Genomic DNA, 21,669 nt, shown 5'->3' on the forward strand with positions numbered 1-21,669 from the left:
CTGGCGGCCCTCGCGCCGGCCGACGGGCGGCTGACGGCCCTGTGGATCGCGTTCGCCGGGGGCTATCTGGGAGCCCGCGCGCTGACGCTCGGACTGCGGGTCCGCGGCGAGGCGTGGCTCCGCTGACCCCTCGAACAGAGTTTCGAACAGGCTGTGGACAACCCTGTGGAGAACTCGGGTTGTGGAGGGGCGGATCTCGACACGCCCGCTGTGCGGGCCACTCGATCAGCAGGACGAAGCCTGCCCGCGCCTGCCGGGCGGTCGAGCAGTCCTCCTCCTCGCTGGTCGAGTAGCCGCGCAGCGGCGTACCGAGACCCACCGACTCCAGAAGCGCCGGATCTCGATCTGCGCGATCAGCGCGGCGCCGCGCTCGTGTTCCCGCGGTGGAACACCGCGTGGAAGCACACCGGAGCCGCCTCCTCGCCCGCGAGCAGCGCCAGCGCCGCCCGCCCCGCCGCGCGCCCCTTGTCGACCGCCGGCTGCACCATCGTCGTCAAGTCGTAGCCCGCCGCGAGCCCCGGTACCTGCACGCCGTCGAAGCCGACCACCGACACGTCCTCGGGCACCCGCAGCCCGAGCTGCTCGGCCGCCAGGATCACGCCCGCGGCCAGTAGATCGCTCTGGGCGAGGACCGCGGTCGGCGGCTCCGGCACGTCGAGCAGCGCCCGCCCGGCCGCGACGCCCTCCTCGACCGTGCTCGCCGTCACCGCGACGGCGTCCAACTCGCCGAACACGTCGCGCGCCCCGTGCAGCCGCTCCACGGCCGTGATGCTCGAGCTCGTGCGCCAGTCCGCGGGCACGGGCCCCCGGCGGCGGTCCTTCGAGAACGGGAGGGCCACCACCGCCACCCGCGAGTGCCCGAGGCCCCGCAGATGCTCGGCCAGCGTCCTGGTCGCCTCGCGGTTGTCGAGGGTGACGATCGCCGATCCGAACTCGGACACGCCCTCGACCACCACGACCGGCACCCGCCGCCTCTGCAGCAGAGCGACCGACTCGTCCACGGTCGGGCTGCAGCCGATCAGGATCATCGCGTCGACCGGCGCCGTCGACATCAGCCCGGAGCCGTCCCCCGTCTCCGTCAGCAGCAGGATCCCCGCGTCGGCGCCGCCCAGCACGTCGGCGATGCCGTCGAGCATCGCGATCCTGATCGGGTCGCGGAAGGCGTGCAGCACCCGCTCGTCGACCACCACGCCGACGATCCCGGAGCGGCCGCGCCGGAGCGACTGCGCGCGCGGGTCGGGGCCGGCGTAGTCCAGTTCGGCGGCGGCCTTCAGCACTCGCTCGCGCGTCGAGGCCGAGACGGGTCCCGATCCGCTGAAGACGAGCGAGGCGGTGGAGGCCGAGACTCCGGCGAGCCGTGCCACGCGGGCCAGGGTCGGTCGCCCGGGGCGCTGCTCGGCGCGGGACTTCTGCGACTCCACGATCCTCCTCGACAAGGCCGGCCGGTGCGGTGCTTCTTGACCGCCCCGGAGGTTCTGGATAGCTTAGTCCGGCCCGCCTCGAATCGATTCGACCGGGTCGATCCCGCCCCGCGGGCCCGGCGACGCCGCTGCGAGCGCCCGGGCGCGCCCGCCCCAGGAAACCCGGTCATGACCAGTACCTCCGCCCTCTCGCGCCGCGAACTCGTCGCGTGGCGCAACGCCGTCTTCACGATCTTCGTGCTGAGCGGCCTCTCGATCGCCACGTGGGTGTCGCGCACTCCGGCCATCCGCGACGAGCTGCAGCTCTCGACCTCCGGGGTCGGCCTGCTGATCCTCGCCATGTCGATCGGCGCCATCGTCGGCCTGATGCTCTCGACCGCGATCATGTCGACGCTCGGGGCCCGTCGTGGCATGGTCGCGGGGCTCTCCGTCTGCGCGTCCGGCGTCGCGATCCTCGGCGTCGCCGCCGACACGCTCGGCGCGCTCCCGGTCGCCTTCGCGGGCATGGCGCTGCTCGGCTTCGGCAACGGCGCGGTCGACGTGATGATGAACGTCGAGGGAGCCGCCAACGAGAAGGCCTTCGGCAAGACGCTGCTCCCCCTCTTCCACGCCTTCTTCAGCCTCGGCACCGTCGCGGGCGCGCTCGTGGGCGCCGCCGCCTCCGCCCTCTCGATCCCCGTGGCGGCGCACCTCGTGGGCGTCGCGGTCGTGGTCGTGGCCACCGTCACCGTGGCGATCCGGTTCGTGCCCGTGCGCGCCGATCTCGACACCCAGGGCGTCGCGACCGCGAAGCCCCCGATCCGGGAGCGGGTCGCCGCCTCGCTCGGCGTCTGGCGCGACCTGCGGCTGGTGGTCATCGGCCTGATCATGCTCGGCATGGCGTTCGCCGAGGGGTCCGCCAACGACTGGATGACCCTCGCGATGGTCGACGGCCACGGAGCCGAGAAGACCACCGCCGCGATCGTGTTCGGCGTCTTCGTCGCGGCGATGACCGTCGGCCGCGTCCTCGGCGGCCCCGTGCTCGACCGCTTCGGCCGCGTCCCCGTGCTGCGCGGATCCGCTCTGCTGGCCGTCGTCGGCATCCTGCTCTTCATCCTCGCCCCGGTCGACGCGCTGGTGATCGCCGGTGCCGTCGCCTGGGGGCTGGGCTGCTCGCTCGGCTTCCCCGTGGGCATGTCGGCGGCGGCGGAGGGACCCCACTCGGCCGCGCGGGTCAGCGCCGTCGCCACGCTGGGCTACGTCGCGTTCCTCGTCGGACCGCCGACGATCGGCTTCCTCGGCGAGCACGTCGGCATCCTCGACGCGCTGTTCCTCGTGCTGGCACTGGTGGTCGTGGCGGGTCTCGCCTCGCCCGCCGCGCGTCCCGCCCGCGCCCGGGTCGACGCATGACGGCCCCCAGCAGCGAGCCCTGCCGGGTGGCGCTGGTGACCGGCGCGAACCACGGCATCGGAGCCGCGATCGCCGAGCGCCTCGCGGCCGACGGCCTCGCCGTGCTGGTCGCGTTCCTCGCCGAGGACCTGCCCGAGTACGAGCCCGAACGGCAGAGGCGCGCCCACGCGAGCGACGGCGAGCAGGTGGCCGAGCGGATCCGCGCCGCGGGCGGGCGCGCGCTGGCCGTCTCGGCCGACCTCCGCGACGCCTCCTCGCCCGCCCTGCTCTTCGACGCCGCGGAGCAGGCGCTCGGCCCGGTCGACGTGCTCGTCCACAACGCGACCGGCTCGGTGATCGACACCTTCCGCGCCCGCGAGAGCGACTGGATGGGCCGACCGCAGCGTCGCGTCGACGCCGCGAGCATCGACGCCGTCCTCTCGGTCGACGCCCGCGCCGGCGCACTGCTGATCGCCGAGCTCGCCGCCCGCCTCGAGGCCCGCGGCGGCCACGGCGGACGCATCGTCACGCTCACCTCGGGAGGCGAGCGCGGCTTCCCGGGCGAGGTCTCCTACGGCGCCGCGAAGGCCGCGCTGGTGAACTACACGATCTCGGCGTCCCTCGAGCTCAGTCCGCTCGGCATCACGGCCAACGCCGTGCACCCGCCCGTCACCGACACGGGCTGGGTCACCGACGACGTCCGCGAGGCGGTCGCCGCGAACGACTCCTTCTTCGACGTCGCCGAGCCGGAGGAGGTGGGCGACCTGGTCTCGTACCTCGTCTCCCCCGCGGGTCGGCGCGTGACCGGGAACGTCGTCCGCCTGGCCTGACGACTCCCACGCCCTAAGATCGCCACCACGGCGGAGGGGGTCGCGCATGACGGAGTTCCGAGCGCGCGACGGCGCCCTGCTGCACGCCGACGAGCACGGCACGGCCGGCAGCCGGCCCCTCGTCGTCCTCCCCGGCGGGCCGGCCCGCCACCCCGACTACCTCGGCACGTTCGAGCCGATCGCCGGGTGCCGGCAGATCCTCGTGCTCCATCCGCGCGGAGTGGGCGGCTCGGCGGCGGCGCCCGTCCGGTCCTTCGCCGAGCAGGCCGACGACGTGGAGGACCTGCGCCGGCACCTCGGAGTGGAGTCCGTCGACGTCCTCGCGCACGCCACCGGCTGCCGCACCGCGCTCGTGCACGCCGCGCAGCACCCCGAGCGCGTCGCGCGGCTCCTCCTGATCTCGCCCGCGACCGGGTGGCTCGACGTCGGGCGGGACGACCGCCACGAGATCGCCGCGCGACGGATCGGGGAGAGCTGGCTCAGCGACGCCCTCGAAGCGGCGATCCTGATGCCCCAGGAGACCGACGCGCGGCGGCGGATCGAGTTCTACCGCCGCGCGGCTCCTCTGGGCTGGTCGACGTGGGACGAGCGGGCGCAGGCGCACGAGCGGGCGGCGACCTGGTTCCCGGACGCCGTCGCGGGGTTCTTCACCTCCGTCGACGCGACGGCGCTGCGGCAGGCGCTGACCCTCCTCCGCTGCCCCGTGATGATCGTCGGCGGCGAGGACGACGCCCTCGTCGGAGTCGAGCCGCTCGCCGAGCTCGGCGCCCTCTTCCCCTCGTGCAGCCTCGCGGTGATCGAGGGATCCGGCCACTACCCCTGGATCGAGGCGCCCGCCGAGTTCGCGCTCGCCCTCCGCGCCTTCGTCTCGGAGGCGCCCTCCGCTCCCCCCACGGGTCGGCGGAGACCGAGCAGCCGCGCCTGACCGCGTCTATCCTCGACGGGTGCGTCTCGTCATCGCGCGCTGCTCCGTCGACTACTCCGGCCGTCTCAGCGCCCACCTCCCCCTCGCCACCCGCCTGCTGCTGGTCAAGGCCGACGGCAGCGTCCTCGTGCACTCCGACGGCGGCTCCTACAAGCCGCTGAACTGGATGAGCCCGCCCTGCACGCTGATCACGGGCGAGCCCGACGAGACGGCGCGGGAATCGGGGGTCGTCGAGCAGTGGACGGTCGCGCACAAGAAGACGGGCGACGCCCTCGTCGTCTCGATCCACGAGGTGCTGCACGACTCCGCGCACGAGCTCGGCGTGGATCCGGGCCTTGTGAAGGACGGGGTGGAGGCGCACCTGCAGCGCCTCCTGGCCGAGCAGATCGACCTTCTCGGCGACGGCCACACTCTCGTGCGCCGCGAATACATGACGGCGATCGGTCCGGTCGACATCCTCGCGCGGGATTCCCACGGGGCCGCAGTGGCGGTCGAGATCAAGCGCCGCGGAGAGATCGACGGAGTCGAGCAGCTGACCCGATATCTCGAACTGATGAATCGCGATCCGCATCTCGCCCCGGTCACAGGGGTGTTCGCCGCGCAGGAGATCAAGCCGCAGGCGCGGACGCTCGCGCAGGACCGCGGGATCCGCTGCGTCGTCCTCGACTACGAGACGATGCGCGGCGTGGACGATTCGCACACCCGCCTGTTCTAGCCCGCCGCTCCGAACGGGAGCGCTCGAATACCGAGTGACGCTCCGGGGCACGGGAAAGGCCCCCGCGGAATCCCGCGAGGGCCTTTTCCGAGCGGATGCGGCGCTCTACTTGTTGGCCGCCGCGTAGGCCGCCTGGACCTCGGCCGGGATGCGGCCGCGGTCGGACACCTGGTGCCCGTTGGCGTTCGCCCACTCGCGGATCGCCTTCAGCTGCTTGGGGTCGCTCTTGGACGCCGAGGCGACCGAGGCGGCCGCGGCCGGACGTGAGCCGACGCGGCGGGCGCTCGAGACGAACTTCTCGAGAGCGGAGTGCAGCGCCTCGATGTTGTCGGGCCCGAGATCGATCTCGTAATTGGCGCCGTCGATGCTGAAGCGGACGGTTCCGCCCTCTCCGGAATCGATGGGCGTTCCGTCGATGTCGTCGACGAGAGTGATCTTCTGAGCCACTTTTCCTCCTGTAGTACTGATGACGCGTGAAGTACTGCGTATGCTTTCCGCGCCGCGTACCGACCGCACTGTAGAACCTATGTCGGTGGAAGACATTACCCCCTTTCTTCTCAGAAGAAGAGCATTCGGCAGTGCGTGGCGCTTCTCGAGTGGTGGATAGGCGATTCCTCTCTGCAGGGATCACCGCGGATAAAGGGATGACAGCGCTGTGCGCATCACCCGTCGGGGCATTCCCTGCGAATTCCCTCAGTGATGCCGATCGATCCCGATTCGAGAGCCGGAGCGATCCCGGATAGCGTGAAGACATGGCACGGAGAGTCGGACCCCCCGCGCGCCCGGCGAAGCCCGGCCCCTACCGCAACACCCCGGCGCGCGAGGCCCTCGAGGCCCTGATCGCCGCTCCGTCCACGGAGGCCGTGGAGCGGCTCCTGACCGCGTGCCTCGACGGCTCGCTCGTCGTCGACGTCACGGGATCGCAGCCCGGAGGCGTGCCGCACGTGCGCACGGTCGCCACGACGACCGGCGACCAGGTCCTGCCGCTGTTCACCTCCACCGACGAGGTGCGCACGGCGATCCCGCGCCAGCAGCACCCCCGCGTGCAGATGCTCGTGCTGCCCGGACGCGAGGCCTTCGCGCTGATCCGCACCGCCGACTTCGTCGCCGTGCAGCTCGACCCCGGGTCGCTCGCCCAGGTCGTCACCCGTTCGTTCATCGAGAACGCCCTCGAGGCCGTCGAGCGCCCGTAGAGTGTTCTCCCCCGACGGGGCAGCGTCGGCGTCCACGAGTCACCCCAGGTCAGGAGCCCCGCCATGTCCGACACGACACTCGCCCCGAGCGGCCTCGACGAACGCGCCGGCACGTGGACCTGCATCCTCTTCGACCTCGACGGCACCATCACCGACTCGGCTCCGGGCATCACCGGCACGCTCGTGGACACCTTCGTCGAGCTGGGCCGCCCCGTCCCCACTCCCGTCGAGCTGCTGGCCTACGTCGGTCCGCCGCTGCTCGACGCCTTCCGCGCGCTGGGCGGCATGAGCGTCGAGGAGGCGCAGGCCGCCCTCGAGGTCTACCGCCGCCGCTACAACGCCGGCGGGCTCTTCGACTCGTCGCTCTACCCGGGCGTGCCCGAGGTCCTCGCCCGCATCGCCGAGGCGGGGGTGCCGCTGTCGCTCGCGACCTCGAAGCCCGAGTCGGCCGCCCGACGGATCCTCGAGCACTACGGCCTCGCGCAGTACTTCACCGTGATCTGCGGCGCCTCCGAGGACGAGGTGCGCAGCGCCAAGGCCGACGTCGTCGAGGAGGCGCTGCGCCGGCTCCGCGAGCTCGACGTCGACCTCTCGACGCCGGTCATGGTCGGCGACCGCGAGCACGACGTGCACGGAGCCGCGGCCCACGGCATCCCGACGATCATGGTCGAGTGGGGCTACGGTTCGCCCGCCGAGGCGGCCGGGACCGTGGCCGTGGTGTCCGGGGCCGAGGAGCTCGCGACCCTCCTGCTCCCCTGAGCCCCGTACGATGAAGGCATGACTGGTCTGGGCGTCATCCTCTCGTTCGCGCTGTTCCTCGGCGGGATCCTCCTCCTGGGGAACGCCTTCCTGTTCCCCGCGCTGGGCGGATTCATCTTCTTCGGCGGCATCCTCGCGATCTCGCTGTCGCTCGGCGTCGCGTTCCACATCCTGCCGAAATCGCAGTAGCCGACCGGCGCTGAGCCGGCGCCGCGTCAGCCCAGGGTGCTCGCGTCGAGGTTGATGACCCGGCCGATGTAGACGGCCTCGCCCGCGCCTGCGACGTCGGTGTTCATCCGGAGCAGCTGCTGCACGGGGATCCCGAACCGCTGCGCGATGTCGAAGAACGTGTCGCCCTCGACGACCGTGTAGCTCACGATCTCGCCGGCGCCGTCCGTGGTCGGCGTGCCCGTGGCTCCGGGAGCCGAGCCGAAGTCGGTCGCGTAGGCGGTCTCGGGGATCACGGGCACCGGATTCGGCGTGATCGTCACGGTGACCTCGGGCTGCGGCACGAAGACGGTCGCGGTCGCCTGCGGCAGCGCGGCGGTGACGGTGGGGTCGGGCGTCGGAGTCGCCTCCGCGAAGACGGTGACCGTGACGGTGGGAGTGGGGCTCGGAGCCGCGCACCCCGTGAGCGCGAGCAGCGCACCCGCCGCCAGTGCTGCTCCGACTCGTCCTGCGCGCACGTCCCCGCCCCTCGTCGAGCCCCCGCCCCGGGCACTCCAGACCACCCTAGGAGACAGGCGGGCGGTGCGGTCGCGACGCGTCGGGATCAGGCGTGCGGCTCCGGCAGCACGCGCAGGCCGCCGCCGCCGTTCGCCGAGTCCATCAGCACCTCGACCCAGGCCGGGTTGATGGTGGGCTGGCGACTGCCCGCGAAGTGGAACTGCAGGGCGATGTTCGGGTTCATCCAGAAGGAGTGGCGGCCGCGCGCCCCCTCGGGCATGGAGTCGAGGGTGAGCGGGAAGCGCTCGTCGCGGCGGAACTTCGCGTAGACGACGATCTGGAGGTGGGCCAGGGTCCGGTCCTCGATCTCGATGACGGCCGGTGGTGTGCCGTAGAGGAATTGACCCATGGCCTCAGCCTATCTCTAGACAGACTTTCTACTAGAGAATCTAGCTAATTCTCGGAATGCGGCTCATCCGCCTCGACCTCGGCGTCGATCTCGTCGACGGCCGAGCTCATCCGACGGAGGAAGTTCACGACGACCTCGGCCTCGCGCGCATCGAGGTCCTCGGCGATCTCGAGCATCCGCCGGTGCATGTGCTCCAGCGTCTCGCGCACCTCGCGGTCGCTGTCGACGGTCGCCTCGACGACGATGCCGCGGCGGTCGGTCGGATGGGGCTTCCGCACGAGGTGCCCGCTGCGGACGAGGCGGTCGATGAGCACCGTCGTGGAGGCGGAGGAGATGGAGAGGTGGCCGGCCAGATCCTTGGCGCTCACGATCTCGCCGCTGCGCTGGCGCCGCAGGAGGTACTGGATGGCGATCAGGTCGGTCTCGCCCATCGCCATCTTCTCGCGGGTGCGGCGGCGCATCGCGACCTCCGAGACGCGGTACGTGCGCATCGCGCTCAGCACCTCGACGGCACGCCTGGTGGAGGACTCGTCCGGGTACCAGTACCCGGCGCCGCTCCTGACCGTCGTCTCGCTCATCCGGCCATCCTAGACGCGCGTGTTACGAGAGGGTCTAGCGTTCGCCGCAGAGCTCCTCCGCGCCGCCGCCTACGCTGGACCGGTGACCGCCACCCTCGTCGCCAAGGGCCTCTCCGGAGGCTATGCGCACCGCACCCTGTTCGACGGACTCGACCTGACGGTCGCCCCCGGGGACGTGGTCGGCGTCGTCGGGGCGAACGGCGCCGGCAAGTCCACGCTCCTGCGCATCCTCGCCGGCGAGACCGCTCCGCTGGACGGCACCGTCGTGCTCGCGCCCGGCGACGCGTTCGTCGGCTGGCTGCCGCAGGAGCACGAGCGGCGCGAGGGCGAGACGGTCTCGGCCTACCTCGCCCGGCGCACCGGCTGCGCGGAGGCCTCGGCCGAGCTGGACGCGGCCGCCTCCGCCCTCGCCGAGCCCGACCCGGACGGCAGCATCGCCGACCGCTACGCCCTCGCGCTCGACCGCTGGCTCGCGAGCGGGGCCGCCGACCTGGACGAGCGCACCCCCGTCGTCCTCGCCGATCTGGGACTAGCGCTCGCGCAGGGCGTGTCGGGCGGAGTCGCCGCCGACTCCCTCATGACGTCGCTGTCGGGCGGACAGGCGGCTCGCGTCGGCCTCGCCGCACTGCTGCTGTCTCGCTTCGACGTCGTGCTGCTCGACGAGCCGACCAACGACCTCGACCTCGACGGCCTCGAACGGCTCGAGGCGTTCGTCCGGGGACTGCGCGGAGGCGTCGTCCTCGTCAGCCACGACCGCGAGTTCCTGCGCCGCAGCGTCACCCGCGTGCTCGAGCTCGACCTCGCCCAGGGCACCACGACGGTCTACGGAGGCGGGTACGAGGCCTACCTGGAGGAGCGCGAGACCGCGCGCCGCCAGCGCCGCGAGAAGTACGAGGACTTCGAGGAGAAGAAGTCCGACCTCGTCTCGCGCGCCCGCGTCCAGCGCGAGTGGTCGAGCCAGGGCGTCCGCAACGCCATGAAGAAGGCGCCCGACAACGACAAGATCCGGCGCAAGGCGTCGGCGGAGTCGAGCGAGAAGCAGGCGCAGAAGGTGCGCCAGATGGAGAGCCGGATCGCGCGCCTCGAGGAGGTCGAGGAGCCGCGCAAGGAGTGGCAGCTGGCGTTCACGATCGGCACCGCCCCGCGCTCGAGCTCGGTCGTCTCGACGCTCAACGGCGCCGTCGCGCGCCGCGGCACGTTCACCCTGGGTCCGGTGTCGCTCCAGGTCGACGCCGGCGACCGCATCGGCATCACCGGTCCCAACGGCGCCGGGAAGTCGACGCTGCTGTCGCTGCTGCTCGGACGCGTGGAGCCGGAGGAGGGCTCGGCGTCGCTCGGCGCCAGCGTCGCGATCGGCGAGATCGACCAGGCCAGGGCGATGCTCGCCTCCGATGTGCCGCTCGCCGACGCGTTCGAGGCGCTGGTGCCGGAGTGGCCCACCGCCGAGGTGCGCACGCTGCTCGCGAAGTTCGGGCTGAAGGCCGACCACGTGGGGCGCCCGGTCGGCGAGCTGTCGCCGGGCGAGCGCACCCGCGCGGCGCTGGCGCTGCTCCAGGCCCGCGGCACGAACCTGCTGGTGCTCGACGAGCCGACCAACCACCTCGACCTGCCGGCGATCGAGCAGCTCGAGCAGGCGCTCGAGGCGTACGAGGGGACGCTGCTGCTGGTGACTCACGACCGGCGGATGCTCGAGACGGTGCAGCTGAATCGGCAGTGGCGGGTCGAGGGGGGTGTGGTCACGGAGGCGTGACTGCGGGCGGGGGTGGATCTCGATACGCCGGCTGCGCCGGCTACTCGATCAGCAGGAATGCGCCCCCTCTGCTGGTCGAGTAGCCCCGCAGGGGCGTATCGAGACCCACCCCCCTCTGCTGGTCGAGTAGCCCCGCAGGGGCGTATCGAGACCCACGGGATCCAGGCTCACAGCGACGCCGCCCGCGCCTCCAGCAGCGCGCGCGTGCGCTCGTTGCCGGCCAGGGCGGCGGCCGTCGCGAACTCGGAGCGCGCCTCCTCCCTCCGGTCGAGCCGCGCGAGCAGCTCGCCCCGCACGCTCGGCAGCAGGTGCGACCCGCGCAGCGCCCCCTCCGACGCCAGCCGGTCGACGACCAGCAGGGCCGACGCCGGTCCGGTCGCCATCGACACGGCCACCGCGCGGTTGAGCTCGACGACCGGGCTCGGGGCGATCCGGCCCAGCACCTCGTAGAGCAGCACGATCCGCTCCCAGTCGGTGGCGGCGACGCTCGGAGCGACCGCGTGGCACTCGGCGATCGCCGCCTGCAGCGCGTAGGAGCCGCGCCCGCGGCCCAGCCGATCCGAGCGGAGCAGCGCCTCGCGGCCCCGGGTGATCTGCGCGCGGTCCCAGCGCGTGCGGTCCTGGTCCTCGAGCAGCACCGGAGTGCCGTCGGCGGCCGTCCGCGCGGCGAAGCGCGACGCCTGCAGCTCCATCAGGGCGAGCAGCCCGAGCACCTCCGGCTCGCGCGGCAGGAGGGAGGCGAGGACGCGGCCCAGCCGCAGCGCCTCCTGCGCCACCTCCGCGCGCACCCAGCGGTCGCCCGACGTCGCCGCGTACCCCTCGGTGAAGATCAGGTAGACCACCCCGAGCACCGCGGCGAGGCGCTCCTTCCACTCCGCCGGCTCCGGCGTCTCGAACGGCACGCCCGCGGCCGTGAGCGATTTCTTCGCCCGCACGATGCGCTGCTGCACCGTCGCGACCGGCACGAGGAACAGCCGCGCGATCTCCTCCGTGCCCAGGCCCCCGACCAGGCGAAGGGTGAGCGCGATGCTCGCCTCCCGCGACAGCATCGGGTGGCAGGCGACGAAGACGAGGCGGAGGACGTCGTCGGCGATCGGCTGCCACTCGTCCTCCGCCCCCTCCTCGAGATCCCTCGCCAGAGTGCGGTAGCGGTCGTCGAGCCTCTCGCGGCGCCGCCAGCCGTCGATCGCCCGGCGCTTCGCGACCGCGGTCAGCCAGGCGCCCGGGTTCCGCGGGACGCCCGACTCCGGCCATTGCTTCAGCGCCTCGACGAGCGCCTCCTGGGCGAGGTCCTCGGCCGCCCCGACGTCACCGGTCGTCCGCACGAGCGTCGCGACGATCCGGGCGCTCTCGATGCGCCAGACCGCGTCGACGGCCGCCCGGGTCGCGTCCATCGTCAGCGGGCCTGACCGAGCTCGTCGCGCCAGCCCTCCTCCTTCTGGATGTACTCGTTGTCGGCGAAGTCCGCGAAGTCGCTCTCGTCGGTCACCCGGCGCACCTCGAGCTTGTTGCCGGGGACGAGCGGGCAGCGCAGCGCCCACTCCTTCGCCTCCTCCTTCGACGAGACCTGGATCATCCAGAAGCCGTTGAACAGCTCGTGGGTCTCGCCGTAGGGGCCGTCGGTCACGGCGGGCGGCTCGGACGAGAAGTCGACGACGAAACCGGTCGTGTCGACGTCGTCGGCGAGGCCGTCGCCCGCGAGCAGGACGCCCGCGGTGATCAGTGCCTCGTTGTACTGGCCCATCCGGGTGATGATCTCGTCGAACGGGATCGACTCGTAGGCCTTCTTGGCCTCGTCGGTCGCGCGCATGATGAGCATGTACTTCACGGTTCTCTCCTTCGTCCGGGACGCCGGTGCGTCCTCCTACTGTGGCGTCGAACGGCGAGGACGGATATCGACATCTCCGCGAGGAATTCCCGTCAGGGGATCGCCGGGGTGCTCCGCAGGTGCTCGTAGACGACCGAGGTGCGGACGTCGGCGACCTCGCGCCGCTGGGTGAGGCGGTCGATGACGAAGGCGTAGAGCGCATCGTTGTCGGGCACGGCGACGTGGATGACGAAGTCGTCGGTGCCGGCGGTGACGAACAGGCCGATGGTCTCGGGCAGCGCCGAGACCCAATCGCGGAACGCCTCGATGGCGACGCGCGACGGCGGGCGGATGCGCACGGCGATGAGCGCCTGCACGGGGCGGCCGATCGCGGCGAGGTCGACGTCGAGCAGGGCGCCGCGGATGACCCCGCGGGCCCGGAGCGCCCTGGTGCGGTCGAGCGCCGTGGTCGGCGAGACCCCGACGGCCGCCGCGACCTCGCGGTTCGACTTCCGTGCATCCGACTGAAGTTCGCGGAGGATCGCCGCATCGAGTCCGTCCATGGAGGCGATTGTAGGGGTCTGGCCGTACGTCGTACGGATCTGGAGCGCTCGGGCAGTTCTTCGTCCTAGCATCGAGCCCGCACACCGCTCAGGAGGAGACCCATGCCACTCGGATTCGCACCCGACGAGATCGACACCGCTGCATCCACCCGCTCGGCCCGGCTCAAGTGGGTGATCGTGGTGGACGCCGCCCTGCCCGCCGGGCGTGCGGTGAACGCGGCGGTCTGTGCGGCGGCGGCCACGTCAGCCGGGGTGACCGGGCTGCTCGGTCCGGAGGCCGTGGACGCCGACGGCTCCGTGCATGTGGGACTGCCGTGGGCGGGGTGCTCGATCCTGGTGGCCGACCGCGAGGCTCTGGCGGTGATCCGCTCGAAGGCGACCGCGCACGCCGAGGTGTTCGTGGCGGACGTGCCGGTCGCGGCGCAGGAGACGCGGGTGTACGACGAGTTCCTGGCGGCGGTCGCGCAGGCGGGGGCCGACGCGGTGGAGTACCTGGCGGTGAGCCTGGTCGGGCCGCGGAACCGCGTCGACAAGATCGTGGGGCGGCTGGCGCTGATGCCGTGAGGCTCTGGAGGACGGGGATCTCGATACGCCCGCTGCGCGGGCTACTCGATCAGCAAGGAGCCCCTGCTGGTCGAGTAGCCCCGCAGGGGCGTATCGAGACCCGCCCCCCTCAGCACGCGAGCAGAGGGCACCTCCCCCCCTGCTGGTCGAGTAGCCCCGCAGGGGCGTATCGAGACCCGCCCCCCTTCAGACGCCGAGCAGACGGCCCTCCGCGCGCACCCACTCGACGCGGTGGGACGCGTCGAGCAGCACCAGGTCGCCGCGGTGGCCCGGCTGCAGCAGGCCGAGGTCGGTGCGGCCGAGCACGCGGGCCGGAGTCGCGGTGAGCGCGCCGACCGCGGTGGGCTCGGGGAGGCCGACCGCGTCGAGGGCGAAGCGCAGCGCGCGGTCCTGGGTCAGGGTCGAGCCCGCCAGCGTGTCTGTCCCGCTCAGCACCGCCCGGCCGGCCTGCACCGAGACGTCCAGTCCGCCCAGCCGGTAGACCCCGTCGGCCGAGCCGGCGGCGGCCATCGCATCGGTGACGAGGGCGATGCGGTCCGGAGCCGCCGCGAAGGCCAGCCGCGCCACGTCCGGATGCACGTGCTCGCCGTCGAGGATCAGCTCCAGCACGACCCGCGGGTCGGCGAGCGCGGCCGGAACCGGCCCGGGAGCGCGGTGGTGGATGCCGGGCATCGCGTTGAACGCGTGGGTGATCAGCCGGACCCCGCGGTCCAGAGCGGCCCGCGCGAGCGCCGCATCCGCCTCCGTGTGCCCGAGGGCGACGACGACGCCTGCCGCCGCGAACCGCGAGATCGCGTCGAGGGCGCCGGGCAGCTCCGGCGCCACGGTGACCTGAACGAGGGTGCCGCGGGCCGACTCGAGGAGGCGCTCGACCACCTCCGGAGTCGGCAGCGCCAGCGCGCCGAGCGCGTGGGCGCCCCGCCGGCCGGGAGCGAGGAACGGGCCCTCGAGGTGCGAGCCGAGGACGAGAGGGTCGGCCGCCGCGAGGTCCGCGATCACGGCGAGCGAGCGCTCCAGCTCCTCGAGCGGAGCGGCGACGAGGCTGAGCACCGAGCGGGTCGTGCCGTGCGCGCGGTGCGCGGCGAGCATCCGGGCGATCGCGTCGGCTCCGTCGTCGACCGCCGCTCCTCCTCCGCCGTGCACGTGGAGGTCGACGAAGCCGGGGACGAGCGTCGCCCCGCCGGCGTCGACGACCTCGGCCGACGCGAGCCCCCGCCAGGAGTCGCCCGTGCCGGTCGCGGTGATCGCGCCGTCGGCGGCGGCCACCCAGCCGTCCTCGACGACCCCCCGCGCGTCGACGAGACGGGCGCGGTGGACGACGAGGGCGGTGGACACGGTCGGGAGCCTAACGGCGGGCCCCCGCGAGCAGCAGGTCGTGGCCGAGGCCGGCGACAGCCGCCCGATCGAGCAGCACGGTGACGCGCGGGTGCTCGCGCACGAACGACGCGGGCATCCGCTCGTCGATCGGGCCCTGCAGGGCGGCCGCGACGGCCTCGGCCTTGCCCGCGCCGGTCGCGACGAGCAGCAGCTCGCGGGCCGAGAGGATCGTCGCGACGCCCTGGCTGATCGCGTGCGTGGGCACGGCGTCGAGGTCGCCGCCGAAGAAGCGGCGGTTGTCGAGCCGGGTGCGCTCCGCCAGCGCCACGACGCGGGTGCGCGAGTCGCGCGCGGATCCCGGCTCGTTGAAGCCGATGTGCCCGTTGCTCCCGATGCCCAGGATCTGCACGGCGGCGCCCCCGACCGCGGCGAGCGCCTCCTCGTGCGCGCGGGCCGCCGCGTGCGGGTCGGCCGCCGCTCCGTCGGGCACGTGCAAGCGCGCGGGGTCCAGGCCGAGCGGAGCGACGACCTCGCGCTCGAGCACCGACCGGTAGCTCTCGGGGTGGCCGGCGGGCACGCCGACGTACTCGTCGAGGGCGAAGGCCGAGGCTCGGGAGAGGTCGAGGCGCAGGCGGGCGAGCGCACGGTAGAGCGGCTGGGGCGTGGATCCGGTCGCGACGCCGAGCACCGCGGACGGGTCCGCCGCGATCACCGAGGCGACGAGGCCGGCGGCGAGCTCGCCGACCTCCTCCGGGTCTGCTCCGACGACGATGTTCATGCGGTCTCCTTGCTGGCGAGTCGAGCGTGGAAGTCGGGGAGCACCACGTCCTCCGGCGAGAGGCCGAGGTGCTCGGTGAGTGCGACGGCGAGCAGCTGCAGCGGCACGATCGCGGGGAGCGGAGTGAGCTCCTCCGGGAGCTCCCGCGCGAGGCGCACGGCGGTGACACCGTGGGGCAGGGGCGCGTCCGTGTCGGTCACGACGAGCAGCCCGGCGACCAGCGGCGCGGCGTACTCGACGAGCGCGAGCGCGCGGGGCAGGAGGGGTCCGTCGAGGGCGAGGACGACCAGCGCGAGGCAGGGGCCGAGGCGCCGGTGCGGACCGTGCAGGAACTCCTCCGTCTCGACGGCCTCGACCGGGATCCGCGCGGTCTCGAGGATCTTCAGTGCCGCCTCCTGCGCCGTGGCGAGGTTCGGGCCGGACCCGGTGATCGACACGGAGACGGAGGGATCGAGCGAGCGGGCCCACGCGCTCACGAGCGCCTCGGAGTCGAGGGCCGCGGCGACCCGCTCGGGGATCCCGGCGAGGTCCTCCGCACCTCCGAGCACCGCGGCGAGGGTCGCGATCGTGGCGGTGAAGCCCTTGGTCTTCGCGCCGACCTCCTCGGGGCCGCAGCGCAGATCGACCACGACGTCGGCGAGGCCCGGGCGCACCGGCTCCCCGGTCACCAGGACCGTGCGGGCTCCCCGGTCGCGGGCGAGGGCGAGGCTGCGGAGGGTCGCGGTGCTGCGCCCGGACTGCGACACGGCGACCACCAGGGTCCGCTCGTCGATCGCGTCGGGCAGGTAGTGCAGCACGTCGGTGGGCAGCGCGACCTCGACCGGGACGCCGAGCAGTCGGGCCGCGCGCCCGCGGACGACTCGGGCGGCGAACGACGAGGTGCCGGAGCCGACGAGCAGCACGCGCTCGGGCGCCAGGGCCTGCAGGGAGTCCAGCACCGCCGGCTCCAGCGGTGCGAGCGCCCGCCGCAGGGCGGCCGGCTGCTCGTGGATGTGCGCGCGGACGGTGCTCACGAGAACCTCATCCGGAGGACGGCGGGGGCGGAGGTGCGTCCCGTCACGAGCAGGCGCAGTCCCTCGATCCGGTCGCGGCCGCCGACGTACTCGACGAGCTCTCCCGGGTCGAAGACCGGCGGGCGGTCGGGGGCGGAGCCGGTGCCCGGGCCGATCTCGAGGGTCTCGGCGCCGACGCGGTAGCGGGCCGTGCCGCCCGAGGGGATGAGGAACGCGCCGTCGGCCGGCTCCTCGACTCCGCTGAGCACGCCTCCGGGCCGCAGCACGATCTCGCCGACCCACGAGGTGTCGGTGCCCGCGAAGTCGAGGGCCAGCTCGACCCCGTCCTCGTCGACGGACACCTCCACGCGCGTCTCGAGCGCGACCGTGGAGGTCGCGCGCGACGGGAAGCTCATCGACCCGAAGAACCGGCCCTCGCTGCCGAGGTCGTAGTCGCCGTCGGGGCGCCGCGCCGACGCGGGCAGCGGCTGGTGGTAGCCGGCCTCGACCCGCGCGGACAGGGCGATCCGCGGCCCCGCGACGATCGACTCCGGTCGGAACGGGCCGAGCCCGAAGAAGTGCGGCGACACCCGGACCGCCTCGACGACCAGGGCGCCGCGCCGGGCGCGCACGAGCACCGCCGAGTTCGCGAGCCCGGAGGCGATGCGGCGGTGCCGCGGCACGTCGCTCCCCCCGAAGACGCTCGCGCTCACGGCACCGGCGCGCACCCGCACCAGGCCCGATTCCGTGAAGACCGCGGTGCCGGAGGAGCGCCACGGCGTCGACGCGGGCAGCGCGCCGGCGAGGTGCGGCCGCGCCAGCGCCTCCGCGAGGTGGATCTCGGGCTCGGTGACGCCCCGGTCGAGGATCGCGCGCACGACCGCCGCGAAGCGCCCGTCGCCGTCGGCCACCGCGAACTCGCGGAACTGCGACAGGAAGCTGCGGCCGTCGAAGCGCTCGGTCTGGTCCTGCCGGCGCGACTGCACCGTCTCGACCTGCAGGTCGTCCTCGAGGAGGTCGAGGGTGACCGCGAGGTTCCGGCGCACGGCGTCGCGGTAGCGCTCCTCCCCCGTCGCCTCGGCGATCGCGAGAAGCGACGGATTCGAGACGTAGGCGGCGTAGTTGGGGCTGCGCTCGGAGTAGAGGCCGTCCGCCTGCAGGTCGATCCCCTCGGCGAGCCACTCGTCGGCACGCTCGCGCAGCCGCGCGTCACCGGTCAGCGCGTGCAGCCGCAGGAGGCCCGCGGTCAGCTCCCAGCGGTGGTTCGGCGTGTGCACGCCGCCCACGAGCAGCGCCTCGACGGTGCGCAGCAGCAGCGCGCGGATCCGCTCGGCGATGCCCTCGAGGAGCGGATCGGGGTGCGCGGCGATCACGTCGAGCACGAGCGCCGCGTCGTTCACCGTGAAGCAGGTGTCCGGGGGCGAGGCGAGGTTCTCGCTGTCGAACAGGCCGTCGGGGCGCTGCATCCGCTCGAGCCGGTCGAGGAGCGGACCCGCGGACGACAGGACGGACGCGTCGCGGTGCCGGGGCGACTCCGGGGCCGCGAACGCCGCGACCAGGGTCTTCACCCCGCGCATCGACGGGCGGTGCGACAGCGTCGCCGGATCGCGCGCCTCGACGCCGGCGACGAGCCCGGCGGTCGCCTCGGCCAGCAGACGCAGGTACTCCATGCTCAGTCCTTCAGGCCGGCGTTGACGTCGGCGCCGATCACGTACTTCTGGAACACGAAGAAGATCAGCACGAGCGGGATCATCGAGATCACCGAGGCGGGCAGCAGCACGGTCCACTCGATGTTCTCGGCGCCGACCAGGCTCCGCAGCGCCACCTGCAGCGTGTACTTCGACGGGTCGTTGAGCACGAGCAGCGGCCAGATGTAGTCGTTCCAGCGCCACTGGAACGAGAAGATCGCGAGAGTCAGCACGATCGGCCGGGCGATCGGCAGCATGATCCGGAAGAAGATCGAGAACTCGTTCGCGCCGTCCATCCGCGCCGCGTCGATCAGCTCGTCGGGCACGGTGAGGAAGAACTGGCGGAACATGAAGATGCCCGTCGCCGTGATCACCGACGGGATGATGATGCCCGGCAGCGAGTTGTAGAGCCCCAGGTCGCGGATCACCGTGAAGGTGGGGTTCAGGATCACCTCGGTCGGCAGCATCGTCGTGGCGAGGATCGCGACGAACAGCAGCGAGAGCCACTTCGCCCGGTACTTCGCGAGGGCGTAGCCGGTCATGGCGCTGAAGAGCACGGTCAGCACGGTCGTCACCACGGCGACGATCAGCGTGTTGCCGAAGTAGCGCGCGAAGTCGACGCGCTCCCAGGCGCGGACGTAGCCGTCGAGCGTCCACTGCTCGGGCAGGAAGGACAGCGGGTAGGTGAAGAGCTCGCCGCCCGGCTTGAAGGACGAGAGCAGCAGCCACAGCACGGGGAAGAGGAAGATCGCGGCGAGCAGCCACAGGATCGACGTGGGGAGGACGCTGCGCGCGAAGCCGCCGGAGCGGCGCCGCTTCCGCACCCCCTTCAGCACGAGCGCGGTGGTCTCGGGAGTCGCCAGGCCGGTGCTCATGAGGCGTCCTTCTTCCGTCGTTCGAAGCCGAGCTGCACGAGGGCGATCGCGAGCAGGAGGACCATCAGCACCATCGAGGCGGCGCTGGCGTAGCCGACCTCGGCCCGCTCGAAGCCGGTCTCGTAGATGTACTGGACGATCAGGCGGTTCTGGGTGCCCGGTCCGCCCTCGTTCAGCGCCTGGATCATCGCGAACTCCTTCATCGAGTTGATGGTGGAGAGCAGGATCACGAGGAAGCTCGTGGGGGCGATGCCCGGCAGGGTGATGTGCACGAAGCGCTGCCACGGGTTGGCCCCGTCGAGCGCGGCGGCCTCGTAGTAGCTGCTCGGCACGTTCTTGATCGCGGCGATGAAGAGCAGCATGTTGAAGGCCGCTCCTCCCCACGCGGAGGCGAAGACGACGACCGCCAGCGAGAGGTCGCCGTTCGAGGACCACGGCACCGCGGAGCCGCCGGCCGCCTCGATGACGAAGTTGATGAATCCAAAGTTCTCGCCGAACATCCAGCGCCAGATCACGCCGGTGACGATCGGAGAGACGAGCCACGGGATGAAGAAGATGATCTTCGCCGGGACGGAGCCGCGGGCGTTCGCGTTGACGAGCAGGCTCGCGAGGCCGAGCGACAGCACGTAGCCCAGCGGCACCGAGAGCAGCGTGTACAGGGTCGTGCGGCCCAGCGACGCCCAGAAGTCGGGATCGGCGAGCAGCTCCTGGTAGTTGCCGATGCCGATGAGATCGGGCGAGCCGACTCCGCGGTAGTCGGTGAAGGAGTAGAAGACCCCCAGCGCCCCGGGCCAGAGGAAGAAGAGCGCGAAGAGCACGACGACGACGGCGGTGAAGAGCACCGGGGCGAGCCGGTAGCTCGCCTGGCTGCGCCGGCGGGTGCGCCGCGGGCGGGGCGGGGTCGCGGCGGCCGACGGCACGGCCGTGGCGACCGCGGGGACCTCGCGGTCGAGGATGGGACTGGTCAACGCTCTCGTCTCCTTCCGGCGGACGATCGGGCGAGCGGGGCCGAAGCCCCGCGCGCCGTCGATCGTCAGTCGCCGATCTGGTCCTCGGTGACCGAGATGATGTTCTCGATCGTGGTGTCGAGGTCCTGCTCGTCGGCGAGATAGCGGACGACCTCGGACTTCAGGGGCTCGTTCACGAGGATCTTGTCGTTGTAGCCGTCCTCGAGCGCGCTCGCGCTCTGCACGGCCGCGATCGGGTCGGACGCCGCGATCTCCTGGTTGTAGACGTCGAACGCCTCGGCGTTCTCGGGGTACGCGACCTCGAGGCCGGTGGTCGCGGGCAGGAAGCCCGAGATCGCCGACAGCTCCGCGTAGTTCTCGGGCTGGTACATCCAGTCGATGAAGTCCTGCGTCTGCTCCTCGACTCCGGTGCCGTCGAAGGCGACGATCCAGTTGGTGCCGAGGTTGGTCGCCTGGACCGGCTGCGCGGGGGTGCGCACCGAGGCCCAGTCGAAGGCGGTGATGTTCTGCGAGAAGTCGGTGATCTGCCAGACGCCCGAGTAGTACGCCACGACCTGGCCGCTCTTGAACAGCGCGCTGGGGTCGTCGCCCGACAGCCAGACCGAGCGCGGCATGAACGAGTCGTCGTTGAGCGACTTGAAGTACTCGAGGCCCGTGCGCGAGGCCTCGTTCATCTCGAACGAGCCGTCCTCCTGGCGCTCGACGCCCTTCGAGCCGAACTCGTAGAGGAAGGAGCGGAGGCGGTGCGCGGACGAGTCCATCACCATGCCGTACTTCGCGCCGGCCTTGGCCTGCACGTCCTTGATGGTCGCGACGTACTGGTCCCAGGTCCAGACCTCGTCGGGGCCGGGCAGCGGGACGCCGGCCTGCTCGAAGAGGCTGGTGTTGAGGTACATGCCGACGGCGGTCAGGTCGCTCGGCAGCGCCTTCACCTTGTCGTCGTCGTTCGCGTCCTGCACGAGCAGCTCGGGCACGATGTCGGTCTTCTCGGCGACGCTCGAGAGGTCGAGCAGCTCGCTGCTCCAGATCGGGTCGAGAGCGGAGGCGCGGGCGAGGGCCGGCAGGTCGCCCGCCTGGGCGCCGTTGCGCAGCTTGGTCACGAGGTCGTCGTAGGGGATGTCGACGATCTCGACCTCGATCCCCGTCTCCTCCTCGTACTTGTCGGCCATGGCCTGGTAGCCGCCGCCCTGGGAGGCGTCGCCCGAGAGGATGAACTGGAGCTTGTCGGGGGTGCTGGAACCGCCGGTTCCGGCACAGCCCACCAGGGCGGTGAGCGTGGCGGCGGCGAGGCCGACTGCGATCGCGGAGCGAGCTTTCACGAAGGTCGCCTTTCGGTGAAGGGGAGGAGAGGGCACGTGCGGAGGGGCGAGCCCAGGTGCGACTCGGTGGGGACTTTCTTATCAGTGCGATAAAGAACGAGTCAACGCGAAAACGTGCGCTGCGCGGTATTGATACGGCCCGGAAACAGGCCGTAACACGCCGGAAACGACCGCGCTGCCTCCT

Annotated in this window: 24 protein-coding genes; 9 read left to right on the forward strand and 15 right to left on the reverse strand. The window is 72.4% G+C overall.

Annotation, left to right across the window (positions count from 1 at the left end; translation table 11 throughout):
- Positions 1-353 precede the first annotated feature (353 nt).
- A complete protein-coding gene (locus ASF46_RS17330; protein WP_056868795.1) occupies positions 354-1,421 on the reverse strand; it encodes a LacI family DNA-binding transcriptional regulator in 1,068 nt (355 codons plus the stop codon).
- Positions 1,422-1,589: 168 nt separating this feature from the next.
- On the opposite strand from ASF46_RS17330, the gene ASF46_RS17335 reads away from it, so the two are divergent.
- Genes ASF46_RS17335 through nucS form a run of 4 tightly spaced genes read left to right on the forward strand, consistent with a single transcriptional unit; the run spans position 1,590 to position 5,259 of the window.
- Positions 1,590-2,810 carry an MFS transporter gene (locus ASF46_RS17335; RefSeq protein WP_056868796.1) on the forward strand — a complete coding sequence of 407 codons (1,221 nt, stop codon included), beginning with the start codon at positions 1,590-1,592 and terminating at the stop codon, positions 2,808-2,810.
- Positions 2,807-3,619 (forward strand): SDR family NAD(P)-dependent oxidoreductase, encoded by an 813-nt coding sequence (locus ASF46_RS17340; protein ID WP_056868797.1) that lies wholly within the window; start codon positions 2,807-2,809, stop codon positions 3,617-3,619. Before ASF46_RS17335 ends, ASF46_RS17340 begins: the two co-directional genes overlap by 4 nt.
- 46 nt (positions 3,620-3,665) lie before the next feature.
- Complete coding sequence (locus ASF46_RS17345) at positions 3,666-4,544, forward strand: alpha/beta fold hydrolase (RefSeq protein WP_056868798.1); 879 nt, start codon at positions 3,666-3,668, stop codon at positions 4,542-4,544.
- Positions 4,545-4,563: 19 nt separating this feature from the next.
- The gene (gene nucS / locus ASF46_RS17350) at positions 4,564-5,259 is read left to right on the forward strand and encodes an endonuclease NucS (RefSeq protein ID WP_056868799.1); all 696 of its coding nucleotides are present in this window, start codon (positions 4,564-4,566) and stop codon (positions 5,257-5,259) included.
- A gap of 105 nt (positions 5,260-5,364) precedes the next feature.
- Here the strand turns inward: nucS and ASF46_RS17355 are convergent, their stop codons facing one another.
- Positions 5,365-5,706: a histone-like nucleoid-structuring protein Lsr2 gene (locus tag ASF46_RS17355; protein ID WP_055794027.1), complete on the reverse strand. Its 342-nt coding sequence runs from the start codon at positions 5,704-5,706 to the stop codon at positions 5,365-5,367.
- A gap of 305 nt (positions 5,707-6,011) precedes the next feature.
- Between ASF46_RS17355 and ASF46_RS17360 the strand changes: the two genes are divergently transcribed.
- From ASF46_RS17360 to ASF46_RS19260, 3 genes are all read left to right on the forward strand, one after another.
- Positions 6,012-6,452 carry an SseB family protein gene (locus tag ASF46_RS17360; RefSeq protein ID WP_056868800.1) on the forward strand — a complete coding sequence of 147 codons (441 nt, stop codon included), beginning with the start codon at positions 6,012-6,014 and terminating at the stop codon, positions 6,450-6,452.
- Positions 6,453-6,515: 63 nt separating this feature from the next.
- Complete coding sequence (locus tag ASF46_RS17365) at positions 6,516-7,211, forward strand: HAD hydrolase-like protein (protein ID WP_056868801.1); 696 nt, start codon at positions 6,516-6,518, stop codon at positions 7,209-7,211.
- Positions 7,212-7,229: 18 nt separating this feature from the next.
- Positions 7,230-7,400, forward strand: a complete 171-nt coding sequence (locus ASF46_RS19260; RefSeq protein WP_157602737.1) for a hypothetical protein — start codon at positions 7,230-7,232, stop codon at positions 7,398-7,400.
- A gap of 26 nt (positions 7,401-7,426) precedes the next feature.
- Here ASF46_RS19260 and ASF46_RS17370 read toward each other — a convergent pair whose 3' ends face one another.
- The 3 genes from ASF46_RS17370 to ASF46_RS17380 form a co-directional block, all read right to left on the reverse strand.
- Entirely contained in the window at positions 7,427-7,897 is a 471-nt protein-coding gene (locus ASF46_RS17370) for a LysM peptidoglycan-binding domain-containing protein (RefSeq protein WP_056868802.1), read from the reverse strand.
- An 86-nt stretch (positions 7,898-7,983) separates the two neighbouring features.
- Positions 7,984-8,286 carry a hypothetical protein gene (locus tag ASF46_RS17375; protein ID WP_055794023.1) on the reverse strand — a complete coding sequence of 101 codons (303 nt, stop codon included), beginning with the start codon at positions 8,284-8,286 and terminating at the stop codon, positions 7,984-7,986.
- A gap of 44 nt (positions 8,287-8,330) precedes the next feature.
- A complete protein-coding gene (locus ASF46_RS17380; RefSeq protein WP_055794022.1) occupies positions 8,331-8,864 on the reverse strand; it encodes a MarR family winged helix-turn-helix transcriptional regulator in 534 nt (177 codons plus the stop codon).
- Between the two features lie 82 nt (positions 8,865-8,946).
- On the opposite strand from ASF46_RS17380, the gene ASF46_RS17385 reads away from it, so the two are divergent.
- Positions 8,947-10,614 carry an ABC-F family ATP-binding cassette domain-containing protein gene (locus tag ASF46_RS17385; protein ID WP_055794021.1) on the forward strand — a complete coding sequence of 556 codons (1,668 nt, stop codon included), beginning with the start codon at positions 8,947-8,949 and terminating at the stop codon, positions 10,612-10,614.
- Positions 10,615-10,781: 167 nt separating this feature from the next.
- Here the strand turns inward: ASF46_RS17385 and ASF46_RS17390 are convergent, their stop codons facing one another.
- The 3 genes from ASF46_RS17390 to ASF46_RS17400 all read right to left on the reverse strand — a co-directional run bounded on the left by ASF46_RS17390 (position 10,782) and on the right by ASF46_RS17400 (position 12,984).
- The gene (locus ASF46_RS17390; protein WP_056868803.1) at positions 10,782-12,008 is read right to left on the reverse strand and encodes an RNA polymerase sigma factor; all 1,227 of its coding nucleotides are present in this window, start codon (positions 12,006-12,008) and stop codon (positions 10,782-10,784) included.
- 2 nt (positions 12,009-12,010) lie between these two features.
- Complete coding sequence (locus ASF46_RS17395) at positions 12,011-12,442, reverse strand: YciI family protein (RefSeq protein ID WP_055794019.1); 432 nt, start codon at positions 12,440-12,442, stop codon at positions 12,011-12,013.
- A 92-nt stretch (positions 12,443-12,534) separates the two neighbouring features.
- A complete protein-coding gene (locus ASF46_RS17400) occupies positions 12,535-12,984 on the reverse strand; it encodes an Lrp/AsnC family transcriptional regulator (RefSeq protein WP_056868804.1) in 450 nt (149 codons plus the stop codon).
- A 102-nt stretch (positions 12,985-13,086) separates the two neighbouring features.
- Between ASF46_RS17400 and ASF46_RS17405 the strand changes: the two genes are divergently transcribed.
- Positions 13,087-13,548, forward strand: a complete 462-nt coding sequence (locus ASF46_RS17405) for a DUF2000 domain-containing protein (protein WP_056868805.1) — start codon at positions 13,087-13,089, stop codon at positions 13,546-13,548.
- 186 nt (positions 13,549-13,734) lie between these two features.
- On the opposite strand, the gene nagA is transcribed toward ASF46_RS17405, so the two are convergent.
- From nagA to ASF46_RS17440, 7 genes are all read right to left on the reverse strand, one after another.
- Complete coding sequence (gene nagA, locus ASF46_RS17410; RefSeq protein ID WP_056868806.1) at positions 13,735-14,883, reverse strand: N-acetylglucosamine-6-phosphate deacetylase; 1,149 nt, start codon at positions 14,881-14,883, stop codon at positions 13,735-13,737.
- A 10-nt stretch (positions 14,884-14,893) separates the two neighbouring features.
- Positions 14,894-15,643 (reverse strand): glucosamine-6-phosphate deaminase, encoded by a 750-nt coding sequence (locus ASF46_RS17415; protein ID WP_056868807.1) that lies wholly within the window; start codon positions 15,641-15,643, stop codon positions 14,894-14,896.
- On the reverse strand, positions 15,640-16,656 hold the full coding sequence (locus ASF46_RS19265) for an SIS domain-containing protein (RefSeq protein ID WP_056868808.1): 1,017 nt from the start codon (positions 16,654-16,656) through the stop codon (positions 15,640-15,642). The genes ASF46_RS17415 and ASF46_RS19265 overlap by 4 nt, the downstream gene beginning before the upstream one ends.
- A complete protein-coding gene (locus ASF46_RS19270) occupies positions 16,653-18,305 on the reverse strand; it encodes a hypothetical protein (protein WP_056868809.1) in 1,653 nt (550 codons plus the stop codon). Before ASF46_RS19270 ends, ASF46_RS19265 begins: the two co-directional genes overlap by 4 nt.
- Before the next feature lie 2 nt (positions 18,306-18,307).
- Positions 18,308-19,198, reverse strand: coding sequence for a carbohydrate ABC transporter permease (locus ASF46_RS17430; protein WP_056868810.1), 891 nt, complete (start codon positions 19,196-19,198; stop codon positions 18,308-18,310).
- Complete coding sequence (locus ASF46_RS17435) at positions 19,195-20,166, reverse strand: carbohydrate ABC transporter permease (protein WP_235577009.1); 972 nt, start codon at positions 20,164-20,166, stop codon at positions 19,195-19,197. The genes ASF46_RS17430 and ASF46_RS17435 overlap by 4 nt, the downstream gene beginning before the upstream one ends.
- A gap of 65 nt (positions 20,167-20,231) precedes the next feature.
- Positions 20,232-21,485: an ABC transporter substrate-binding protein gene (locus ASF46_RS17440; RefSeq protein WP_055794011.1), complete on the reverse strand. Its 1,254-nt coding sequence runs from the start codon at positions 21,483-21,485 to the stop codon at positions 20,232-20,234.
- Positions 21,486-21,669 lie beyond the last annotated feature (184 nt).

It is taken from the genome of Rathayibacter sp. Leaf296 (assembly GCF_001423045.1).
Taxonomy (GTDB): Bacteria; Actinomycetota; Actinomycetes; order Actinomycetales; family Microbacteriaceae; genus Rathayibacter; species Rathayibacter caricis.